The following is a 16,568-nucleotide window of genomic DNA, read 5'->3' on the forward strand; positions in this document are numbered from 1 at the left end:
CAATAAATCCGTGAACCGCTCTAAAACTTCAAGACAGGAATATTACGGCCTCGGCCCGACGATGAGATCCGCGAGGTGCAAGAAGCCCGCCTGCCTTTGCCGTTTGGTCGCCTAGTCTGGCAGAAAAAACATGCCTGTGCTTGCAGCTTCCATTAATTCGTTAACGGGCTTGTCCTAGAGTCGCATAACCTTGTCAGCACACGCTGGAAACAATGTTTGAAAATCTGTCCGTTCGCGCGATTCTTGGATTGGTCATCGGTATTTTGGGAAGCCTCCTGGTCAGCCAGGTGGCTTTAAGTGTTTATGACTCATTGGGTCGTAACAGAGCCGCCCAGCGGGTCGATCAATTGGCCGCCGTAAGTCAGCAATTGTTTACGACCGTATCGAGTTTCCGCCGCGAGCGAGGGACCTTCCTCGCCGGGCTCGTGGCCGAGGCCCCGGCTGATGCCACTGCCGACAATCGCATAGCGACCAACCGAAGATTGGCCGAGACGGCCTATCAGCAGGCTCAAGATCGCTTGGCAGTCTCGGCCGACTCCAAGCTCGCGGATCGGAGCAAGGCGGTCGTTGCCGCGCATGAAACCTTGAGCGACCTTCGTGCCAGCGCCGAGGCTGCCATCCATTCGCCGAAGGCCTCGCGCGATCCCCGCTTTGCCGAGCAGTTCGAGCGTATGACACAGGCCTATCTTGATACGCTGGTCGGCCTGACGGACGCGATTGAGCAAAGCCTCATGCTGGTCGATCCCATGATCGACTATCTGCTCGGCGTAAAGCAGGCGGCATGGGCAGTTCGCGACTCTGCCGGACAAGTCATCATTCGGATGAGCGCCGCGGCTTCGAGTGGCAAGCCATGGAGTACCGCCGAAATCGTCGGTGCGGCAGAAGACGCCGGTCGCGCTGATCGTGCGTGGAGCGAGGTGCGGCACGCCCTATCTCGTCCGGATGCGCCGTCGGCCCTCGTCGAGATTATCGCTCGCTCCAAGCAACCCGAGATGGTCGCCATGACCCAGCAGCACAACGAATACGTCAAGACGTTGAACAGCGGGCAGCCGATCAACGTCAAATACGCAGATCTGGCAAGAATTGAATCCGCGCTCCAGGACCTGCCGTCGAGTGCCGCCACAACCGCCCTCGACGAGATGGTCGTTCGCGCGGGGCAGCAAATGAGTTCGGCCAGGCGCGGGCTCATCATCGATATCGCGATGATGCTGGTTGCGGTCGTTATAACCGCCGTTGGGTTTTTGCTGGTTCATCGCAGGATCACGGCTCCCCTGCGCAATCTCGCCTTTGCAATGCGGGGTCTGGCACAGCGGAACTATGGAATCGAGCTTGCAGGACTCGACCGATCCGACGAAGTCGGTGAGATGTCGCGCGCGGTTGCGGTGTTCAAGGACAGTATGATCGACGGCGACCGGCTCGCACAGGAAAAGGAAGTCGAACAGCAGGGCAAGGAACGTCGCCAAGTCGCGGTGGAGAACCTGATCAAGCGCTTCGAGGTTTCGGTTACGGAATCGCTGCACACGCTCGCGTCCGCTTCGGACGAGCTGAATGCCACGGCGCAATCGATGTCGGCGACCGCAGATGAAGGACGTTCGAAGGCGGCCGAAGTCGCCAATGTTTCCCGCGAGGCATCCGCGAATGTGCAGACAGTCGCGGCGGCGACCGAACAACTTTCGGCGTCGATCAGCGAGATCAACAGGCAGGTCGCGGATTCCACGGGGATCGCGAGTGCGGCAGCCCAACAGGCTGAATTGACCAATCGCGAGGTACAGGCGCTCTCCGACGCCGCGCAGCGGATCGGAGACGTGGTCGAGCTCATCAGCGGCATTGCGAAACAGACCAATCTCCTGGCGCTGAATGCGACGATCGAGGCCGCGCGTGCAGGCGAGGCAGGTAAAGGATTCGCGGTGGTCGCCGCCGAGGTCAAAACTCTCGCCACTCAGACCGCGAATGCGACCGAAGATATCACCAACCAGGTTGCGGCCATCCAGGCTGCGACTGGTTCATCGGTTCTGGCAATCCAATCAATCAGTCAGACCATCCAGCGCGTCAGCCAGATCGCGTCGGTCATCGCCGCCGCGGTGGAAGAGCAAGGGGCCGCGACGCGCGAGATTGCCCGGAACGTCCAGCAGACATCAGAAGGGACGACGGAAGTGTCGCGGCACATCGTCAGCGTTTCGGACGCTGCGACCGAGACTGGCGCGGCGGCCGGCGAGGTGCTCGACGCCGCCAGGATGCTGTCGCGTTTATCGAATGATCTAAGAGCCGATGTGGACCAGTTTGTCGAGAATCTGCGGGTGGCCTAGGCGAGCCGCGGCCGCGCGTCGTGGCCCACCGGCCAAGCCGTCTATCCTGCTTCGAGCGCACACCCGATGTCCGCACGGAGGTGCTTCGCCATCGCCGCGACGAGAGCGGCGCCAGGCAGAGTCATGAAAGCTGGACCGAGCAGGGTTAGCAGATCGCAGCCTCGCTGTAGGTTGGAGCTAGATAGTCGTCAAGGACCAATCGGTGGTGCGCGGAGGCCGAACCCAACCAAGGTGTTCAGGCTGAGAGCGATCGCCAAGGTCACTGCGCCCATAGACCCAGAATGACGGTTAGTTTTGCAGAACGCGATTCCGCATATGGTTGCGATCTGCCCTGAACCATCGTGCGGATATAGAATCGGACCAGCGAAGTCACCGGCTGGAATGCGCCGGACAGGAGCTGAGCGACCTTGACATAAATTTGGGTTAAGCCGCAATCTGATCTCGAGTCCTTGGCCCGAACATTGCAACTACAAGCACGACGATCAACATCGCCATTGTGATCGTGGCAAATACCCCGGAGACGCCGGAATTGCGGAGCACGAAAGCGACAATGAAGCCCGAAAACATCGCGCCCACCCGGCTTGCCGAATAGACGATGCCCGCCGACTGAGCACGAATGCGCGCCGGAAACACCTCGGTCTGATAGGCGTGGTACGCAAACGACAGCGTGGTGTTCGCGAAGGTGATCGCAAGCCCGCAGGCGATGATCGCGGCAGGCCGCACGAACTCGGCGAAGCCGTAGCCGGCGCAAGCAATGACGAAGGCGGTGGTCACGATAATCCATTTGCGTTCTACCCTGTCTGCATAGCCGATCGCAATGAGCGGCGCGAGCGGTGCGGCAAACGCAATGATGAAGGAGTATTCGAGGCTCTTGGTGATCGTGATGCCCTTCTCGATCAGGAGCGTGGGCGCCCAGCTCGAGAAGCCGTAATATCCGAATGCCTGGCAGATGTTGAAGACGATCAGCGTCAGGACGATCGGAAGGTAGGGTGTGCGCCAGAGATCGGGCAAGGCCGCAGTGGTCGATGCCCGGGGAATGAACATCGGCTTTGTCGCAGCGAGCTTGCCGCCGATCTGCTTCTCGACCCGTGCCTCGACCGCCGAAAGGATCTGATCCGCCTCGGCGGCCCGGCCCATTTGCGAAAGCCATAAGGGACTCTCCGGCACAGCGCGACGGATAAACCAGACGATGACCGCTCCGAATGCCGCAATGCAGATGACCCAACGCCAACCGTCGAAACCAAGCGGCGATTGCGGCACCAGCCACCATGCCATCAACGCCACCGACGGTTGCGCGAGAAACATGATCGTCTGATTGAGCGCAAAGGCGCGTCCGCGCATGCGGCGCGGAACGAGCTCGGTGATGTAGGCGTCGATGGTGATCGCCTCGACGCCCAAGCCGATGCCGGCGAGCAGACGCCAGATCAGCAAGCCTTCCGTCGTCGTCTGAAATGCCATAATCACGGTGGCAGCCGTGTAAATCACCAGCGCCCAGGTGAACACAAAGCGCCGGCCCAGCTTGTCCGGAATGAACCCTAGGAAAAAAGTGCCAATGAACAAGCCGATGAACGTCACGGCAACGAAGGCACCAATACCCTGAAAGCCGAAGAAGTTCGCCGTCGTCGTCGAAAGCAGGCCGCTCTTTGTCAATCCCGGAGCAATGTAGCCCGTAAAGAAGAGGTCGTACAGTTCGAAGAAGCCGCCGAGAGAAATCAGGACGACGAGACGCCACAGATAGCGGCACATGGGCAACCGCTCCATGCGTGCGGCGATGTCTTCGATGGTCCCTCTGCCGCTGTCAACGTGCGCCCCGGCGTCAACCGCTGTGGCGGTATTTGCGGCCATGTCCCATCCTCCCCCGCTTTTGGCCCGCTTTGAGGCCGAGATCGCAAGCTTTGGTATCTTGCTTGGAGGAGAGGCACGATGCCGAGTAGGCTCCGATAGTACCAATAGAACTATCCGATACGAGGCTTCTAAAAGCCAGATGCTTGGCCGCGTCTTCACGGTTGCGCAGCCGGTAGGCGGCATCTGATTCTTAGAACGAGCCAATCTCCAAATTGTAATTGTCAGGGTGACGCAGGGCATCCACGTTCGAGCATCTTCAAGGATACGGTCGGGAGGCAATCATCGATGGATCTGCCAAAGCGCGTCATCATCAATGAAGAAGGACCGCGCGAGGGGTTCCAGATCGAGAAGGGGCCGATCAAGACGGCTGACAAAATCGCCCTCGTCGATGCGCTGTCGGGATGCGGTCTCTGCCACATCCAGGTGGGCTCCTTTGTCAACGCCAAGCACGTGCCTGGTTGGGCGGATGCGGAAGCTGTTTTCGCCGGCTTTACACCGCGGGAAGGTATCGATTATTCGGCAGTATGGTTCAACGAGGCCGGGCTTCGGCGTGCGCTGGCCTTCAAGGATAAGTTGGCGCTCGAGGGATTCATCTCACTGAGCGCTTCAGAGCCTTTTGCGATCAGAAACCTCAACCGTGACCGCGCCGGGCAGATCGAAGCGATGACGAAGTATGTCCAGCTTCACCGCGACGCGGGCCTGCCAATCAGGAAGATCATCGTCATGGCAGCTTTCGGCTGCAACTTCGCCGGCGATATCGCCGCCGGCAAGGTCGTCGAGACGGTCGAGGATGCGCTCGCGCTCGCACGCGACGCCGGCGTCGCGGTCAACAACGTTACTTTGGCCGATTCGATGGGTTGGGCGACGCCCAAGCGCGTCGCGACCGCAATTGGAGCGGTTCGCAACCGTTGGCCCGACCTGGCTGTCGCGCTGCACCTGCACGACACGCGCGGACAGGGCATTGCCTGTGCCTACGAAGGGCTACGGCTCGGGGTCACGAGCTTCGATTCTGCCGTGGGCGGGTTGGGCGGTTGCCCGTTCGCCGGCCAGCCCGGCGCGCCGGGGAACATCGCTACCGAAGAGCTTGCTCTCCTGTGCGAGGAGATGGGTATTGCGACTGGTCTCAACCTGGAAGCGCTCATCGAGGTGGCGAGGCTGGCTGAACGGATCGTTGGACACGGTCTGCCAAGTGCCGCCCTCCGTTCGGGCACTCTTGCTTCATTCAGAAGGAACGCCGCATGACGACGGATGCGACAAAGCCACTGACCGGCCTCAAGGTCCTTGATTTCGGTCATACCATCATGGGGCCGTGCGCTGGCGTCGTGTTTGCCGACCTGGGTGCCGACGTTGTCAAAATCGAGTCCGTCGAAGGCGACCCCACCAGAAAGCTGCCGGGCTTCGCCGCGGGATTTTTTGCGACTTATAATCGCAACAAGCGCTCGATAGCGGTCGATCTCAAGCGTCCGGACGGGCAGGCCATCGTGCACCGGCTGGTAAAGGATGCCGACATCGTGCTCGAAAATTTCGGACCAGGCACGATCGAACGACTAAGATGTGGATGGGAGGACCTACGGAAGATCAATCCCCGCCTGGTGTACCTTTCGATGAAGGGCTTTCTGAAGGGTCCTTATGAGAATCGCGGCGCGCTCGATGAGGTCGTGCAGATGCAGTCGGGCCTCGCCTACATGACCGGACCTCCCGGCCGTCCGCTCAGGGCAGGGGCCCCCATTGTCGACATTCTCGGCGGCGTGTTTGGCGTGGTTGCGGCGCTATCGGCTCTTCGCGAACGGGATCGCACGGGCAAAGGCCAGAAGGTCTCGAGTTCCCTGTTCGAAAGTGCGACCTTCATGCTCGGCGCCGTCGTGGTCGGAAGCGCAGTCCTCGGCGGCCCAATGCCGCCAATGCCGGCGCGCAAAAATGCCTGGGGCGTCTACGACGTCTTCACGTCGAGCGATGGCGGTCAGGTCTTCATCGGCTGCACGTCGGACGGCCATTGGCAGCGGCTCTGTGACGTGTTCGGCTTCGCTGAATGGCGGGACGACCCGCGGCTGACCGGAAACGCCAATCGCTGCGAAGCGCGTCAGTGGATGCTTCCTGAACTCGAGCAACGGCTGGCCCGGCTTCCGCTGTCCGAGATTCTCGACAAATGCGAAACGGCACGAGTGGCCTATTCCCGCGTCGGAAGGCCGGATGAGCTCGCGGTTGATCCGCATCTGCTTGCCCATGGGGGGCTGCTGGCGACCGCGGTGTCGGGCTATGGTGGCGGACCCAAGGTCGGAATTCCCGCACTGCCACTGGAGTTTGGAGACGAGCGGGAAAGACTGGGTCTCGAACGCCAGCCGCCGCGTATCGGCGAGCACACTGACGAGCTGCTCCGTGCTGCTGGTTACACGGATCGCGAGATCGCAACCTTCGTATCCTCGGGCGCAGTGGCGCAAAAGTCGGAAGCGCTGGATGCGCCATCGGTTGCCTAGGGCCGCGATGAGATCGGTTCAGATTTTTATCGCGTGTTTTGAGCCTGATCTTTCCTGAACAGCCGCTGGGTAAGCGACGGTGGGAGCGGGGGCAATTCCATGCGTCGCTGCCCCGGTCGAGCGGAGCCAACACAAATGTCCGCGGACGGGGCGATAACATTGATTGAAAGCAAGCCGACCGCAGGCGCCTCGGCCGATGTGGCGCCGCACACGAGATGGGAAGACCTGCAGGCCTTGCTCACCGGCTCGTTATTCATGGCGCTCGCCATGGTGCTCTTCAGGCAGGCAGGGCTCCTGACCGAAGGCACGGCGGGGTTCGCCGTCATCGTCCACTATCTCACGCACTGGCCGTTGGGGCCGTTGCTCTTCGCCATCAATATCCCATTCTACATCTTCGCATGGGTTGCGCTTGGCCGCAAGTTTACGATGCGGACATTCGCTGCAATCAGTCTCGTCGGCCTGTTCGTGGAAGGCCTACCGCATGTCATCGCCATTGCGTCGATCAATCCCGTCTTTGCCTCGGTCTTGGCTGGACAGTGCGCCGGAATTGGCATTCTGATTCTGATCCGTCACGGCGCCAGCATGGGAGGCCTCACGGTTCTGGGCCTCTATTTGCAACAGCGGCGCGGCTTTCGCGCCGGGTGGGTGCAACTCTGTGGCGACTGCCTGATCCTGGCTCTCGGAATCTGCACGGCGACGCCACAGACCTTGGCTCTCTCTATCCTCGGTGCAGTGTCGCTCAACGCCGTGATCGCCATCAATCATCGCCACGGACGCTACTACGGGACATGACCCGAAAGGACGAGCATCCGTCCTGATGCTCAGGTCTCGTCGACAACACCGTTGCGCAAAAGGCCGATGCCTTCGGCTTCCACGTCGACGATGTCACCGGGTGCGAGCCACCGGGGCGGATCAAAACGGGCCCCGGCCCCTGTCGGCGTTCCTGACAGAATGACGTCACCGGGTACAAGAGTCGTGAAGGTCGAGATGTAGCTGATCAACCTCCGGAAATCGAAGATCATCCGGCTGGTGCGATCGTCTTGCCGGATCTCGCCGTTGACACGCGTGGTAAGCCGGATATCGGCAAGCTGAGCTTCTGAACGGTATGGGACGATCCAGGGGCCGATGGAGCCGGTGCCGTCGAAATTCTTACCCTGGGTCACGTTGAATTTAGCGTGCCGGACCCAATCGCGAATCGTTCCTTCGTTGGCGATCGAGAGGGCCGCGATGTGATCGAGTGCGTCGATCTGTCGGATGTGTCGCCCCGGCTTGCCGATGATGAAAGCAATTTCGCCTTCGTAATCGAGCTGCTGAGATGCCTTCGGACGCGTCAGCGGAAACTCATGGCCCACAAATGAACGTGGAAAGCGGATGAACAATGAGGGATTGCTTGGTGCGGCCTGGCCGTCTTTGTATTCCTCGTTTCGGTCCGGGTAGTTGACCCCGACGCAGATGATCTTTTCGGGGCTTTCGATCGGCGGAACCAGGCGGAATTCACCATCCCCAAAGTCGAGGGGGAAGGACGTTCCGGCATCCACGAGCTGGTTCAAGGCGCCATCGGCGATGACTTCCTTGAGCCCAGGCCAGCGGCTGCCAAGGCGAGCACTGAGATCGACCACGCCACCGGGACGGAAAAGGCCGTAGCGGATCTTGCCGTCAACAAGGAACGTGCAGAGCTTACCTTGGGTCATGCGCAGCTCCCCGTCCGATCACGGCGCAACGATCGGCGTTGACTTTAGCTTGGAAGCGCGAAGCTCAGTGCCCCTGAAGTTTGAGCCTTCCTCAAACCAGGATCGCGGGGCGGGAGCACCCCAAAGCGTTTGACGCTGTGGGTCCTTCAAGTCCCAGCGGATCGGTTCCAGGTCCGGGTCCACGGTCTGGTAGTCCGAGCAATAGATCTCGATGCGATGTCCATCGGGATCTCGGATGTAGAGAAAAAACGCGTTGGAGATACCGTGCCGGCCGGGGCCACGTTCGATGTTTTCGACGTAACCGGTCGTCGACATCAGATCGAGCAGGTCGATGATGTTGAGCGGCGTCGGCACCCAGAACGCCACATGGTGCAAGCGCGGTCCGCGCCCGTTCGTGAACGCGATATCGTGCACCCCGCCCTTGCGATGCATCCACGCGGCCCACAGCTCTGACCCGTCCTCCGTGTCGGTGTATTCCGTGACCCTGAAGCCAAGCGAGTTGTAGAATGCGACGGAGGCCCGCACGTCAGGCGAGAAGCAGTTGAAGTGGTCGATGCGCAGCGGCTTGACGCCCTTGTAGAGCCCGTATTGCTGGTGGATTGGAGCGAGCCGATCCATGCGGGCATAGAATTCGAGCGGGATGCCCTGGGGATCCCGGGTCCGGAACGTACGCCCCTGGTGCGGAGCGTCGACCCATTGCACCGGCAGCCCCTGAGTTTCGAAATGCTTCGCGGCGCGGTCGAGGTGCTCTTCATCGAAGACCTTGAAGCCGAGTTCGTTGGCGATGCCGTGCTCGCCTTGCTCGAGGATAACGCAATGATGCCCTCGCTCTTCGAGCGCGCGCAGATAGACCCGTCTTTCGTCCTCCGCCGTCACCTGCAGGCCGAGCGTGTCAACATAGAAGGCGCGGGACGCCTTGAGGTCCGTAACGGTCAGAACGATGTGGCTCAGCCTGACGATGTTGAAGGGCGGATATAGAACGCTGGCGGGAATTGACATTCTCTTTCTCCAAATCTCTGGTCAGACCCCGATGCGCGGGATCTTGTGACCGCCGTAGGCAATCGCGATGTTCTTGGTCTCCATGTAGAACTCGAAAGAATAGTCCCCGCCATCGCGACCGATGCCGGACTGCTTGACGCCGCCGAACGGTGTCGGCAGATGGCGGACATTCTCGGAGTTCACCCAGATCATGCCGGCGTCGAGGTCGCGCGCGATGCGGTGTGCGCGGCCGACGTCGCGCGTCCAGATATACCCGGTCAGGCCGTAGCGGACGTCGTTCGATATGCGCACGGCATCTGCCTCGTCCCTGAAAGGGATCATCGTCAGCACCGGACCGAAAATCTCTTCCTGGGCGATCCGCATGTCGTTGCGCGCGTCCGTGAACAGGGTGGGCTGGACATAATTGCCCTTGCCACCCAGCGCTCGTTCGCCGCCGACCGCGACCGTTGCTCCCGATTCACGGGCGAAAACCGGATAGCTGAGCACTTTTTCGGCGTGGCGGGGATGGATCAGGGGGCCGATTTCGGTGGCAGGATCGAGTGGATGGCCAACTTTCAGGCTCGCAACGCGTTGAGCGGCCTTGGTGGCGAAATCCTTGTAGATGCCTTCCTGCACAAGGGCGCGCGAGGACGACGTGCAACGCTCGCCGTTGAGCGAATAGATCATGAAGAGAACCGCATCGAGCGCACGGTCCTGGTCTGCGTCGTCGAAGACAATGACGGGATTCTTCCCCCCGAGCTCGAAATGGACCCGCTTCAGGGTCGCTGCGCCCTGGCGCATGATGTGGGAGCCGGTCGTGGTCTCGCCGACGAAAGCGACGGCCTTGATTTCGGGATGCTCGGTCAAGCTCTTGCCGGCGCTCTCGCCCATTCCGTGCACGAGATTGACCACCCCGGCGGGGCCGCCGTGCTTGCGGATCACCTCGTCCATGATCTCCGTCAGGATGACGGCGGAGAGCGGACTCCATTCGGCCGGCTTGTGGACGATCGTACACCCTGCCGCAAGCGCCGGCGCGATCTTCCAGGTCGATAGCATGAACGGCGTATTCCACGGCGTGATCACGCCGACCGGTCCGATCGGCTGGCGCATGGTGTAGTTGATGTGATCGGTGTCCGGCAGCGACTGGCCATCCGCTGCCCCGGGTGCGCGGTCGGCGTAGAAGCGGAAGTTCTCCGCGCCTCGCAGGGCCGCTTTTGCCATGTAGCGGATGGGCTGGCCGGTGTCGGAACTCTCCACGAGTGCGACCTCGTCCGATCTCGCCTCGATGGCATCGGCAATGGCATGAAGGATCTCGCGCCGTTTTGCCCCGGAGACATTTCGCCAGGTCTTGAATGCCTTCGCGGCCGCTTCGCAGGCCTTGTCGATATCGGCCGCATCGCCCGAGGCGACCGTGGATTGCTTTTCGTTCGTGACCGGATCGATCGTCTCGAACGTTGCACCGGAGACCGACAGCGTCCGTTGTCCTGCGATCAGGTGCGGCACGACGGCCTCGCTGAAGCGTTTCAGGTAGCCGAAAGCTCGTTGCCGGTTGGCATTGAGATTGTTCGGAGATGCGTCTGGCATGCTATTCCCCTGTGATTGGATTGCTCGATCCCGGCAGACGATCTGTCAGAGCGCAAGGCAGATCGATTTCGTCTCCATGTAGTTCTCGACCGCCGATGCGCCGTGCTCGCGGCCGATGCCGGACTGCTTGAAGCCGCCGAAGGGCATGTTGGGGTCGACCACATTGTGCATGTTGACCCAGACCGTGCCGGCCTTGACTGCGTCGGCAAAAGTGAAGCAGCGGTTGATGTCCCGCGACCAGACCGATGCCGAGAGCCCGTAGACGGTGTCATTGGCCTGGCGGATCGCGTCGTCCATGTCCTCGAACGGCATCAGGGCTGCGACGGGCCCAAAGATCTCCTCGCGCACGAGAATGTTATCGGGCTTGGCCCCGAGGATCACGGTCGGCTTGACGAAGAAACCGGCGCCGTCCGCAGCCGCACCGCCTGCGACCACTCTCGCGCCTTCGGCGACGCCTTTCTCGATCAGGCCAAGCACGCGCGACTGCTGCTTCTTCGAGACGAGGGGATTGATCTGGTTGGCGAGGTCGAACCCGGAACCGATCTTAAGGCTATTGGCGACGCCGACGAATGTCTCGGCCACCTTGTCGTAGATGCCCTTCTGCACCAGCACGCGGGAGCCGCAGGTGCAAACCTGGCCTTGATTGAAGTAGACGCCGATCGCGGCCGCCACCCCGATGAGATCGGGGTTCATGTCGTCGAACATCACCATGGGCGACTTGCCGCCGAGCTCGAGCGAAAAGCGGGTCATATTGTCGACCGCCGCGCGGCCGATGATCTTGCCAACTTCTGTCGAGCCGGTGAATGCGACCTTGTCGATGCCGGGGTGCGAGGCGAGAGCGGCGCCAGCCTCGTGGCCATATCCGGTCACGACGTTGACGACGCCCTCGGGAAAGCCGACCTCGCGAATGATCCGTCCGAGCCGAAGCGCGGTGAGCGGGGTCTCTTCCGCGGGCTTCAGCACGATGGTGCAGCCGGCCGCCAGCGCGGGCGCGATTTTCCAGATGGCCATCGAGAGCGGAAAGTTCCATGGTACGATGGCGCCGACCACGCCAACCGGCTCCTTGCGAGTCATGGCGCGATAGCGAGTTCCTGGCGGCACCGCGATCGAGACGTCGAGAGTCTGACCGTAAATCTTGGTGGCCCAACCGGCCATGTAGCGCAGATGTTCGGCGGACGCGCCGACTTCGATGGCTTTCGCGATCCCGATCGATTGGCCGTTATTGGCGGTCTCGAGCTCCGCCAGAACGGTGCCGTCGGCCTCAAGCGCGTCGGCGAGCCTGAGCAGCAAGCGCTCGCGATCAGCAGGCCGCAGTTTCGACCAGGCCCCGTCCAGGGCCTTTCGCGCTTCCTTGACCGCCGCATCGATCTCGGCCTTGCCCCCCGCGGGGACGAGGGCAATGGTGCCGCCCGCGGCAGGATCGTACACCGGGATGGTTGCGCCACTGGCTGCAACGACGTCACGCCCGCCAATCGTCATCGTGTGTTCGCCGGCGAGGAAGGTCCGGGTCGCATCGCTTACGGGCAATTCGGCGGAAGCGCGAACGTGTGTGGTCATCGATATCTCCTGATGATTGTGCATTTTGCTCTAGGAGGCCGGCGGATGGATGAAAGGCCAGGGACTTGCTTCGGAGCCCTTCTCGATCGGCACCTCGATCACGCTGGGCGCGTCCAATGCAAGCGCTTCGACCAGTGTCTTCTTCAATGCGGCGGGCGAGCTTGCGCGATAACCTCTCACTCCAAAGGACTCGGCAAGGCGCACGAAATCCGGGTTGGTGAGCTCGGACCCGATGTAGCGCCCTTGATAGGCCTGGCGCTGATCGCGCAGCACGTTGCCATAGGCGGAGTTGTTGAAGACGATTGCCACGACGTTGATGCGATGGTGGACGGCCGTGGCCAGCTCCTGGAGACCGAACAGGAAGCCGCCGTCGCCGGACACGGATACGACCGGCTTGTCCGGATTGGCGACTTTCACCCCGAGCGCCGTGTTGTAGCCAAAACCGAGATTGTCCTGATAGCCGCACGTCACGTATTGCCGGGGCGCATAGACGGGAAAGCCGAATCGGCCGGTGAATCCCATCTGGCTGACTTCCTCAACGAAGAAGCCGTCGCGCGGCAGGCTGGCGCGGATGACGTCGAGATAGGCCATCTGGGGCTGCACCTCGGCGATGGCGCTGCGAGCCGTGGCCTTGAGCTGAAGCAGTTCGTCGCGTCGCGATGGCGGACCAGTCGTCTTCAGCGCCTCGATCAGGGCTCGTGTTCCGTCCGCCGCGTTGGCGATGATGCCGACGTCGGGCTTCAGCCTCACCATCTCGATCGGATCGATGTCAATGCGGATGATCTTGATGTCTTTGGGCATCCAGCGCCAGCGCATGTACTGAAGCTCAAGCCGGCTGCCGATGCCGATCAACACGTCCGCAGTTTTCCAGTAGTCGCGGGCAGCCACGAAATCGAGCGACAACGGATCATCGTCCGACACGATACCCTTGCCGGAGCGGTGAGCTGTCACCGGGGCCTGCAGCCGTTCGGCGAATTCCTTGATCTCTCGGCCGGCACTGACGGCGCCGCCCCCGACCATGATGAGCGGGTTCTTCGCAGCGGCAATCACGGCCGCGGCCTTCTTGATCTCGTCCGGATCCGGGGATGGCGCGGGCAGCACCTGTCCGATCTGGTCTGGGTTGGCACTGTTCCCCGATTTGCCAAATACGTCCCAGGGCGCCTCGACCGCCACCGGGCCTTGCCTGCCGCTCAGCATCTGCGTGAACAGCGCGGCCATCACATCGCTCGCCTCGCTCGGATGATTGATACGTGCCGCCGCCTTCGTCAGTCCGCGCAGCGTCGCCAGTTGGTCGGGCAGTTCGTGAAGTTGGCCTCGCCCGCGGCCAATCAGATCGGACATGATATTGCCGGTAACACAAAGCACAGGCGCGTTTGCTCCATAGGCGGTACAGAGCGCCGCGCCCGAGTTCAGGACGCCCGGACCGGGAACGACCGTGTAGACGCCGGGTCTCCCCGTCGATTTGGCATAGCCATAGGCCATGTAGCCGGCACCTTGCTCATGCCGGGTGTGGATGAAACGCAGCTTGTGGCGTTGCTCGTAGAGCGCGTCATTAAAGTCGTACATGTGCGCGCCGGGAATGCCGAAGATCGTATCGACCCGGTGGTTGATGAGGGACCTGGCGATCAGAGCGCCGGTAGTTTCACGATGCATGGGCTGTTTTCCCGGATGACGTTGGCGGCGTAAACATGGGACAGCTCACAGCCGTTGCGGCTCTAGCCTCGGCTGGGAGTCGGCCTTGTCGAAGAAGGCTGCGATAAGGAGGATGGCGACGATCTGCCCGATCGCGATGGCGTGAACGCCATTCACCGGCGAACCGGTCGCATCTGCGACGATGCCGATGTAGGAGGGCGCCACGAAGCCGGCGAGATTGCCCACCGAGTTGATCAAGGCGAAGCCGACGACGGCGGCCGGTCCGAAATAGACCCTGGCCGCATAAGCCCAAAACACTGGGATGCAGCCGAGCACGCCGCTTGCAGTGAGCGCGAGCCCGACGATGGCGAGGGTCGTATTGGTGCTGTTCAGAGAGGTGATGACGAGGCCGATCGCCGCGGTGAGGCCGCCGACGACCAGATACCATTTGCGCCCACCCGCATCGGACAGGCGGCTGAACAAGGGCATTGCCACGAACGCGCAGAGCGAGGGAACTGCCGCGAGCCAGCCGATCGCGACGGGATCGGCGATGCCGGATCCCTTGATGATTTGCGGCATCCAGAACGCGATGCCGTAATTGCCGAGCAGAAGCAGGAAGTATACCGCGGCCATCAGTAGCGTGCGGGGGCTCCTCAGCATGTCGCCGATCGCATGCGTATGCGCCAGGCGCCTGGAGGTCTCCACGCCCTCTTCGACGATCAGGCGCTCGTCCTTCCCGAGCCAGCCCGCGTTCTTCGGCTCGTTGGGCAGAATGACGAATAGGAGGGGTGCAAGTGCTATCGTAACCACTCCCTCGATGAGGAAGAGCCATTGCCACCCGGACAGTCCCGCAAAGCCCGAGAGATGGCCGAGAATGTTCCCCGAGATCGGCCCATTGAGCATCCCCGCCAGTGGAATAGACATCAGGAACCAGCCGTTGACGCGTCCCCGATAGCCGTTGGGAAACCACCGCGAAAAGTAGAGCTGCGTCCCGGGTGCGAAGCCGGCTTCGGCCGCACCGACAAGGAAACGAAGGACATAGAACCAGGTCTCGTTCGTCACGAATGCCATCGCGACCGTCGCGATACCCCAAGTCACAAGAATGCGCGTGAACCAAGCCTTGGCACCGACACGCGCCAGGATCATGTTGCTCGGTATTTCGAAGACGAAGTAGCCGATAAAGAAAAGGCCTGCACCAAAGCCGTATGCCGCGTTGGACAGGCCAAGCTCCTTGGACATCTGGAGCTGTGCGAACCCGACGTTGAAGCGATCGACGATGCCGATCAGTTGCACGACGAAGAGGATCGGCAGGATCCGCCAGGCGACCTTGGCGTAGACCGAATTCGAAGAGAGCTGTTGCGATTTCATCATGAAGTCCTCTCTTGGCGCGTCAGAACGCCCCGCTGCCGCGCATGGCTGCCGAGATCGAGTCCAAGGCCGGGGAGGAGATCGCGAACGCCGGTCGGGGCGCGCCCCACCAGAGTGCGAAAGTCGTCCGTGAGTGCGCTCATGTAGCCCTCGCGGATGGCCCGTCCATAGGCGATGCGCCGCGCGATGAGATCTGCGCGCAATCCCTGACGTTCAAGGTCGGCGGCCTGCTCCTCGTCGGAGATGGCCTGGTATCTGACGGGTAGGCCGAACACTTCGGAGAACATCGCGCAGAGATCGGCGCAGCTTAGGAGCTCGGCCCCGGATAGTCGCCATGCCACTTGACTGCGTTCCGACAGGACGGCCGCTGCTGCGGCCTCCGCAAGATCCGCGCGGCCGATGAAGGGAAGTCGGGCCTCGCCGGCGGCCATGCGGAAGATCCCGTCCTGCTTGGCGGCGTCGGCAATCCGCTTCACGAAGTTGTCGGCATAGGGGCCATCGCGCAGCATCACCCAGTCTGTGCCGGACGCCATCAGGTCTGCCTCCATCAGGCGATGAACGCGGGCAACGCTGGAAGGGGAGTTGGGATCAACGTCGAAGAAGCTCGTGTAGAGAATGCGTTTGACCCCGCACGCGAGCGCTGCTTCGAGCGCGTTGCGGTGAAGCCGAATGCGTTCCTCGTCTTGTCCCTCGACCGAGACCATCAGAAGCGTGTGAATGCCGCGGAAGGCGGACGTGAGGCTTCCTGGCTCCGCGAAGTCCGCCTGTCTGACGTCGTCGGCGAAGTGCTTCAGTGCGGGCGCGTTCGCCAGCCGGCGTGTCATTGCGACAAGCGGCTGTCCGGTGGGCCGTTGTGCGGCGACTGAACGCAGAATCCTGCCGCCGAGATAGCCCGACGCACCGGTAATCCCTATCATGCGATCCTCCCCGATCGCGCCGAGCCGTGCGTTCACGGCGATGCAGTCGGTTCGAGGACCGTCTGCTTCGTTGATATGGGCGATCGTTTGAAGGCAGAGTGATGGACTTGCCGACCTCAAACAAATATAACTTCCATATAGAGACTATCTGTATTTTAGATGTTGATCCGAGAGCCGCGGCATGCGGCTCGAGAAGGATCGAGAAGCTCAGGATCC

At 61.6% G+C, this 16,568-nt stretch carries 12 protein-coding genes; 4 read left to right on the plus strand and 8 right to left on the minus strand.

Translation table 11 applies throughout. The features are described 5' to 3' along the window. Window positions 1-212: 212 nt before the first annotated feature. Window positions 213-2,306, plus strand: a complete 2,094-nt coding sequence (locus BDOA9_RS35940; protein WP_042337061.1) for a methyl-accepting chemotaxis protein — start codon at window positions 213-215, stop codon at window positions 2,304-2,306. A 423-nt stretch (window positions 2,307-2,729) separates the two neighbouring features. Here BDOA9_RS35940 and BDOA9_RS35945 read toward each other — a convergent pair whose 3' ends face one another. Beyond that, window positions 2,730-4,151: an MFS transporter gene (locus BDOA9_RS35945; protein ID WP_025038752.1), complete on the minus strand. Its 1,422-nt coding sequence runs from the start codon at window positions 4,149-4,151 to the stop codon at window positions 2,730-2,732. A 285-nt stretch (window positions 4,152-4,436) separates the two neighbouring features. Between BDOA9_RS35945 and BDOA9_RS35950 the strand changes: the two genes are divergently transcribed. The 3 genes from BDOA9_RS35950 (at window position 4,437) to BDOA9_RS35960 (ending at window position 7,417) form a co-directional block, all read left to right on the plus strand. Then, entirely contained in the window at window positions 4,437-5,393 is a 957-nt protein-coding gene (locus BDOA9_RS35950) for a hydroxymethylglutaryl-CoA lyase (RefSeq protein ID WP_025038753.1), read from the plus strand. After that, window positions 5,390-6,625 (plus strand): CaiB/BaiF CoA transferase family protein, encoded by a 1,236-nt coding sequence (locus tag BDOA9_RS35955; RefSeq protein WP_025038754.1) that lies wholly within the window; start codon window positions 5,390-5,392, stop codon window positions 6,623-6,625. The genes BDOA9_RS35950 and BDOA9_RS35955 overlap by 4 nt, the downstream gene beginning before the upstream one ends. 135 nt (window positions 6,626-6,760) lie before the next feature. Further along, window positions 6,761-7,417, plus strand: coding sequence for a YitT family protein (locus tag BDOA9_RS35960; RefSeq protein ID WP_210183864.1), 657 nt, complete (start codon window positions 6,761-6,763; stop codon window positions 7,415-7,417). Between the two features lie 29 nt (window positions 7,418-7,446). Here BDOA9_RS35960 and BDOA9_RS35965 read toward each other — a convergent pair whose 3' ends face one another. Genes BDOA9_RS35965 through BDOA9_RS35995 form a run of 7 tightly spaced genes read right to left on the minus strand, consistent with a single transcriptional unit; the run spans window position 7,447 to window position 16,352 of the window. Further along, window positions 7,447-8,316: a fumarylacetoacetate hydrolase family protein gene (locus tag BDOA9_RS35965; RefSeq protein ID WP_025038756.1), complete on the minus strand. Its 870-nt coding sequence runs from the start codon at window positions 8,314-8,316 to the stop codon at window positions 7,447-7,449. An 18-nt stretch (window positions 8,317-8,334) separates the two neighbouring features. Continuing rightward, on the minus strand, window positions 8,335-9,315 hold the full coding sequence (hpaD, locus tag BDOA9_RS35970) for a 3,4-dihydroxyphenylacetate 2,3-dioxygenase (RefSeq protein ID WP_025038757.1): 981 nt from the start codon (window positions 9,313-9,315) through the stop codon (window positions 8,335-8,337). 21 nt (window positions 9,316-9,336) lie between these two features. After that, a complete protein-coding gene (gene hpaE / locus BDOA9_RS35975) occupies window positions 9,337-10,878 on the minus strand; it encodes a 5-carboxymethyl-2-hydroxymuconate semialdehyde dehydrogenase (protein ID WP_025038758.1) in 1,542 nt (513 codons plus the stop codon). Window positions 10,879-10,923: 45 nt separating this feature from the next. Further along, a complete protein-coding gene (locus tag BDOA9_RS35980) occupies window positions 10,924-12,435 on the minus strand; it encodes an aldehyde dehydrogenase family protein (protein ID WP_025038759.1) in 1,512 nt (503 codons plus the stop codon). 30 nt (window positions 12,436-12,465) lie between these two features. Continuing rightward, window positions 12,466-14,088 (minus strand): thiamine pyrophosphate-dependent enzyme, encoded by a 1,623-nt coding sequence (locus BDOA9_RS35985; protein WP_025038760.1) that lies wholly within the window; start codon window positions 14,086-14,088, stop codon window positions 12,466-12,468. 45 nt (window positions 14,089-14,133) lie between these two features. Continuing rightward, the gene (locus tag BDOA9_RS35990) at window positions 14,134-15,438 is read right to left on the minus strand and encodes an MFS transporter (protein WP_042337064.1); all 1,305 of its coding nucleotides are present in this window, start codon (window positions 15,436-15,438) and stop codon (window positions 14,134-14,136) included. After that, a complete protein-coding gene (locus BDOA9_RS35995) occupies window positions 15,435-16,352 on the minus strand; it encodes an NAD(P)H-binding protein (protein ID WP_052363169.1) in 918 nt (305 codons plus the stop codon). Before BDOA9_RS35995 ends, BDOA9_RS35990 begins: the two co-directional genes overlap by 4 nt. Window positions 16,353-16,568 lie beyond the last annotated feature (216 nt).

It is taken from the genome of Bradyrhizobium sp. DOA9, assembly GCF_000617845.2.
GTDB lineage: Bacteria > Pseudomonadota > Alphaproteobacteria > Rhizobiales > Xanthobacteraceae > Bradyrhizobium.